Origin of the sequence: Microbacterium sp. HMWF026 (genome assembly GCF_003061325.1) — a bacterium.
GTDB classification, from domain to species: Bacteria; Actinomycetota; Actinomycetes; order Actinomycetales; family Microbacteriaceae; genus Microbacterium; species Microbacterium testaceum_E.
This window is the reverse complement of record NZ_QAJB01000376.1, coordinates 1-5,989: the sequence shown is the minus strand read 5'-3', so window position 1 is coordinate 5,989 and position 5,989 is coordinate 1. Positions and strand designations below refer to the sequence as shown.

Genomic DNA, 5,989 nt, shown 5'->3' with positions numbered 1-5,989 from the left:
GGGGCGCACCGCACAGAAAGCCACGACCATGACCCTCATCACCTCTCCCCCGCCCACCACCGCGACCCCGCCGACCGGGAGCCGCACCGACGCCGAAGGATCCCGGATGCCGGCACCCTCGGCATCCCTCCCGCACCTGCGTCTCGAGCGTCCCCTCGAGGGACGCGACGGCGAGATCCTGACCCCCGCCGCGCTCGCCTTCGTCACCGAGCTGCACGACCGCTTCGCCCGGCGTCGCCACGACCGGCTCGCTGCGCGCCTGCGTCGCCGCTTCGAGATCGGCACGGGGGACGACCCGCACTTCCGCGCCGACACGGCGCACATCCGCGAGGACCCCTCGTGGCGCGTGGCCGGAGCGGGTCCCGGCCTCGAGGACCGTCGGGTCGAGATCACCGGCCCCACCGACCCGAAGATGACCATCAACGCGCTCAACTCCGGAGCGCGGGTCTGGCTCGCCGACCAGGAGGATGCCACGAGCCCCACCTGGGCGAACGTCATCGGCGGACAACTGTCGCTGTTCGACGCGATCCGCGGGCAGCTGTCGTTCACGAGCGCCGAGGGAAAGCGCTACGAGGTCACCGCCGAGCGCACGCCCACCATCGTGATGCGCCCGCGCGGATGGCACCTGCCCGAGAAGCACGTGACGTTCATCGACCGGGCGGGGCGGGAGCTGCCGGCATCCGGTTCTCTCGTCGACTACGGCCTGTACGTGTTCCACAACGCGCACGCGCTGATCGCCGCGGGCCGGGGTCCGTACTTCTACCTGCCGAAGATCGAGTCCGCCGAAGAGGCACGGCTGTGGGACGACGTGTTCTCGTTCACCGAGGAGCGGCTGGGCCTGGCCCACGGCACGATCCGCGCGACCGTGCTGATTGAGACGCTGCCCGCGGCGTTCGAGATGGAGGAGATCCTCTTCGCCCTGCGCGACCACTGCGCGGGCCTGAACGCCGGCCGCTGGGACTACATCTTCTCGATCATCAAGACCTACCGCGGGCGCGGGGCGCGCTTCGTCCTCCCCGACCGCAGCGAGGTGACGATGACGGTGCCCTTCATGCGGGCCTACACCGAGCTGCTCGTGCGCACGTGCCACAAGCGCGGCGCCTACGCGATCGGCGGTATGAGCGCGTTTATCCCCAACCGGCGCAAGCCCGAGGTGACCGAGGCGGCGTTCGAGAAGGTCGCCGCCGACAAGCGGCGCGAGGCCGGCGACGGCTTCGACGGCACGTGGGTGGCTCACCCCGATCTCATCCCGGTGGCCCGCGCCGAATTCGACGCGGTGCTGGGGACGGCGGCGAACCAGCTGCACCGCACCCGAGACGAGGTGACGGTCGAGCCGGCCGACCTGCTCGACGTGCGCATCGGCCGGCCCGTGACCGCGGCGGGCGTGCGCGGCAACGTGTCGGTGACCCTGCGGTACATCGAGGCGTGGCTGCGGGGTCTGGGGGCCGTCGCGATCGACGACCTGATGGAGGACGCCGCGACCGCCGAGATCTCGCGCTCGCAGATCTGGCAGTGGATCCACCAGGACCACCGCACCGTCGAGGGGACCCCGATCACGCGCGACCTCGTCGAGCGGATCGTGACCGAGATGCTCGCCGAGACGCCGCGGTCCGAGGGCGACCGCTTCGACGACGCCGCCGCGGTGTTCCGCGAGGTGGCCCTGCGCGAGGAGTTCCCCGCGTTCCTCACGCTCCCGGCCTACGCGAAGTACCTCGACTGACGGGTGCCGGCACGAGCCCCCTCCCCGCCGCGGGAGGGGGCTCGCGTCATGCGGGCCGCGGGGCCGCGTGCGAGACGAAGCGCCGGGGCTTGCCCTCACCCAGGTCGATCAGCCGCTCGACGCGGGTGACGACGACCCGCTGATCGAGCAGCGCCTGCAGCGCCCGCCGCACCCGGGCGGCATCGCCCCCCGCGATCGTGACCTCGACCGCACCGTCGGGGGCCTGCACGACGGCCCAGCCGCGTGCGCCGTACGTCTGCAGTTGCTGAGTGAGATCGACCGAGGGGATGCGGCCGCCCGCCCCGGTGACGAACTCGGTGTGCTCGCGGCCCTCGAGGTCGGCGATGCCCACCGCTCCGTCCGCGAGCCGCACCAGGCGCCCGACGTCTCCCGTGCGATAGCGGACCAGGGGCAGCAGGGGGTTCTCGCCCGCCGTCACGACGAGCTCTCCGACGCCGCCCTCGGGCAGCGGCCGCCCCGCGGCATCCACGACCTCGACATGGACCCGGCGATCCAGCACGCGGAACGGACCGTCGTCGGTGCGCGCCGCGATCGGCCTCGTCTCGTGCAGACCGTAGACGTCGATCACCGGGCACGCGAAGGCGGCCTCGAGCTCGGCGCGCAGCGGCGCCGCCAGGGCCATCGCGCCCGAGAAGAGCGCGAGCGGACGCACGACGGAGCGGAGGTCGTCGCTCAGCAGCTCGGCCAGGCTCGTCGGGTTTCCCGAGATCACCTGCGGATCGGCGTCGGCGAGGAAGAGGGAGCGGTCGGATGCCACCCGCCAGGCACGCTCGTCGAGGTTCACCCGGGCCATGGCTCGGTGCGCGAACCCGCTGATCACCGAGACGTAGGTGAACGCCTGACGCTGCTGCAGCACCCACACCAGGGCCATCCTCTCCGCGTCCGGGCGCCACTCGACCCCGGCGCGGCGGACGAGATCGACGAGCAGATGGAACCCCCGCGCGACCTCTTCGACGTCGTCGGGGATGACGAGCGCCGCCCCGGTGGAGCCCGAGCTCGTGCCGTGGAGCAAGCGGTCGAGGTCGGCGTCGAGGGGGACGAACGCCGAGACGTCGCTCACGAGATCGGACCGACCGATGAGGGGGAAGTCCGCGAGGGTCTCCAGGCCCGTCATCCCCCGGTAGAACGGCAGCCTCCGGGCGATGGCGAGATGCTCGTCCATCCACCCCGCGAGCGGCAGCGGCCGGCGCGTCCGTTCGACCGCCTCCGCCGTCAGCCGGTCGCCGGTCGCGTGCACCCACGCGGGAGCGGCGGGGTGGGACCGCCAGCGGTCCAGGCGAGCCGCGGCCGCGGCGTCCAGGGTCGGCCAGCGTTCGGCATCCGTCAGCACCGCCGTCGCACCCGGGCGGTACTCCCCCAGCGCGAGAGGGTCGTCGGGATCGTGGGTCGCCGTCGTCAGGTCGCGGTCGGGCAGCGCCGACGTGCCGTGGTCACTCACTCGAGTACCTCGCCGCAGCCTCTCTGGCTCGGGCCTCCGCGAGACGCCGGGCGATCTCGGCACGGTGCTCGTGCGCCGCGTAGGCCTCGGCGAGGGCGCTGCTGCGGCGCAGGGAGTCCCGCGCCTGCCACAGCGCCTGCGCGGTCGAACGGTCCTCACCCGCGGGCAGGAACCCCGCCCACAGCAGAAAGGTGCGCGCGGCCTCCTCTCGCCGTTCGTCGTCGGACAACCAGTCGAGCGGGTCCACCACCGGTGCGAGCCGGAGCGCCAACGCGTCGACGGCGCGCATCGCCCGCGGACCGGCCGGCGACGGCCGGAACGGCTCGACGAGTTCTTCGCTGGCCAGCAGCCACAGACCGATCGCCGCCCCGCGGCGCACGCGCGGGTCGTCCGCGTGGGCGGCCGAGGCGCAGACCGCCCCGATCACATCGCCCGACAGGGCCGCGAGGGAGACCTCGTCGTCGAGGAACGGGCGCGGCACGCTTGACAGTCGGACGGCGACCGCGTCGAGCGCCGGGCCGGGGCTCGCGAGCGCCCAGGCCTCGGCCTCGGGGGGCGCGAGGGTCGACCACACCCGCAGGAGTTCGTCGGCGTCAGCCATTCAGCACCTCCGCCAGCTCGGCGCACGCCCGGGGAGCGTCGTCCATCGATTCGATGTACAGCAGGTCGTACCCCGCCGCCCGGGCGAGGGGTTCCACCTGCCGCGAGCTGTCGAGGACGACGAGAGTGCCCGTCGACAGCGTCGCGCGCACCTGCGCGGCGACCCCGGCTCGATCGGGATCGCCCTCGCCGAACATCGACACGAGCCCGTCGTCCGAGAGGACGACCAGATGGCGGCGTTCCCGGGAGGCCGGTTGCCTCCCGAGCGAGCGGCGCTCGAGCAGGTCGAGGGGGAACGTCGTCCCTCCGCCGAAGAACAGGGCGAGATCGCGCACCACGCGGACCGGGTCGCGCGAGAAGTCCTCGCTGCCCCCCACCTGGCCGGGCCCCGAGAAGCTCGCGACGCGGACGCGACCCCCGCCCCGCAGGATCGACAGCGCGAGGATGGTGCCGGCGAGCACCGCGGGCGAGCCGGTCTGCGGATCCGGCATCGAGCCGGACGAGTCGATGTACAGGTCGAGCGTGATGCTCGTCTCGCGCGGCAGCGGCTCGTCGGCGAGGAAGGAGCGGCGCCGCGTCGTGATCCCCGGCACCACGACTCCCCCGGCTCGGAGCGTCGCCGGCCAGTCGAGGTCGGCCAGATCGTCGCCCGTCTCCCACGTCTCGACCGGTCCGGGCAGCTCCTCGGACGGCGTCGACGGGGCGCGCCGCGTCAGCGGACGCACCCACCGCGCGGCCTCGGAGCGGTACCACGCGGCGAGCACGGCATCCTGGTCCGCCGCGTCGTAGAGCTCGAGGGTCTCGGCGATCCCCAGGGCCTGTCCCGCCCCGCCCCCGTCCGAGCGCGTGACGCCGCTCGCGGGCCCGCGCCCGGGCATCTCGCGCGCGGGAAGCGGTTCGTGCAGTCTGCGATCGGCCAGCACCCGGCCGAGCTCCGGCCCGCCGGGCGGGGCCTCGTCGGCCGCGCACACCCCGCTCGGCATGCGCTCGAGCATCGCGCGATCGGCGACGATGTACGGCGCCATCAGCACACCGAACCGCAGCGCCCCCGACACCGCATCGCCCGCGAAGGTCCGCACGAGCTCGGCGAGAAGGTCGGCGTCCAGGCCGGGGCGCGTGATGGTCGCCTCGGCCAGTTCCCGCGCCACGCGCTCGGCCTCGACCCGCGCGGCGCGCACTCTGTCGTCGGCCCGGCGGCGGTACGGCTCCGAGGCCTCGACATCGGCCCGCCTCGGTTGCGGCAGCCGCGGCGCGGGCGGCGGCTGGACCGCGCAGAGCGTGCCCGGGGGCAGGTTCCACAGCAGCTCATACGTGCGCAGGTACACCCACCACAGCCGCCCTCCCGTGTCGCGCGAGGCGCGGAAGAGCGAGCGCGACAGCCGCGTGATCCCCGGTTCGCCGGGGCCGTCCCGCCGCCGCTGCAGCAGGGCCACCCGCGCGTTCACGAGCAGATCGGTCCACAGGTTCGCCAGCATCGCGAGGTCGTCATCGCGCAGCGATGTGGCTCCGGCGGCGACGAGGGTGCGCGCCAACTGGTGGCGGATCTTCAGCGCATCCAACCGTGTGCCGGGGGCGAGGGCGTGATGGCCGAGTTCGTGCGCGAAGACGCTCTCGAGCTCGTCCGCGCCGCCGAGGTCGGCGACCATCCGCGGGTCCACGACGATCTGCGGGGGAAAGGTGAACCACGCGGGTGCGCCGTGCTCCCTCCCCGCGCCCGGTCGCAGGGTGGCGTCGTGCATCCGCACGCCCCACAGCTGCTGGGCGCTCTCCCACGCGCGGCGGTCGTCGCCGGCGAGCGGCATCGTCTTCACGCGGACTCCGCCACGTGGACCCAGGCCAGGTACGACTCCGAGAAGGTGACGAGGGATGCCGTGGCCCCACCGCCCCGGGGCGCGGCGGCGGTCGGCTCCGCGGGGAGCTCCGTCAGCCTAGACCCCCAGACATCGGCCTCGACTCGCCACCACCGCTGCGCGGTGCGCACGGCGAAGGCGCCCGGCTCGGCGAGCGACCGGGCATCGGCCGGGGGCGCCGTCCACGCGCCGCCGAAGCCCGCGAAGCCGCCGATCGCGCACACGTACCCGCGGCTCGCCGTGCGGCCGGGCCACCAGAACCGGTCGCTCCGCTGACGGTCGGTGAAGGCCCGCAGATCCGCCTCGGCGAGACCGAGCGCGGCCGCCGCGGCCGGTGGCGGGACGTCGACGATGCGGGCC

At 74.0% G+C, this 5,989-nt stretch carries 4 protein-coding genes and 1 pseudogene; 1 reads left to right on the top strand and 4 read right to left on the bottom strand.

Annotated elements, in window-relative coordinates:
• Positions 1-106: 106 nt before the first annotated feature.
• Positions 107-1,720 carry a malate synthase A gene (aceB, locus tag DBR36_RS13975; RefSeq protein ID WP_375136083.1) on the top strand — a complete coding sequence of 538 codons (1,614 nt, stop codon included), beginning with the start codon at positions 107-109 and terminating at the stop codon, positions 1,718-1,720.
• 46 nt (positions 1,721-1,766) lie between these two features.
• Here aceB and DBR36_RS13970 read toward each other — a convergent pair whose 3' ends face one another.
• The 4 genes and pseudogenes from DBR36_RS13970 to DBR36_RS17865 form a co-directional block, all read right to left on the bottom strand.
• Positions 1,767-3,179, bottom strand: a complete 1,413-nt coding sequence (locus DBR36_RS13970; protein ID WP_258222863.1) for an AMP-binding protein — start codon at positions 3,177-3,179, stop codon at positions 1,767-1,769.
• Positions 3,172-3,780: a phosphohydrolase gene (locus tag DBR36_RS13965; RefSeq protein ID WP_108320350.1), complete on the bottom strand. Its 609-nt coding sequence runs from the start codon at positions 3,778-3,780 to the stop codon at positions 3,172-3,174. The genes DBR36_RS13970 and DBR36_RS13965 overlap by 8 nt, the downstream gene beginning before the upstream one ends.
• Positions 3,773-5,581 (bottom strand): VWA domain-containing protein, encoded by a 1,809-nt coding sequence (locus tag DBR36_RS13960; protein WP_258222864.1) that lies wholly within the window; start codon positions 5,579-5,581, stop codon positions 3,773-3,775. The genes DBR36_RS13965 and DBR36_RS13960 overlap by 8 nt, the downstream gene beginning before the upstream one ends.
• A gap of 5 nt (positions 5,582-5,586) precedes the next feature.
• A pseudogene (locus DBR36_RS17865) lies at positions 5,587-5,989 on the bottom strand (potassium transporter Kef); the annotation flags it as partial.

What these genes read in the sequence shown, in the direction of transcription:
- DBR36_RS13960 (WP_258222864.1), bottom strand. Translation starts at nt 5,581, where the DNA reads ATGCCGCTCGCCGGCGACGACCGCCGCGCGTGGGAGAGCGCCCAGCAG.
- aceB (WP_375136083.1), top strand. Translation starts at nt 107, where the DNA reads ATGCCGGCACCCTCGGCATCCCTCCCGCACCTGCGTCTCGAGCGTCCC.
- DBR36_RS13965 (WP_108320350.1), bottom strand. Translation starts at nt 3,780, where the DNA reads ATGGCTGACGCCGACGAACTCCTGCGGGTGTGGTCGACCCTCGCGCCC.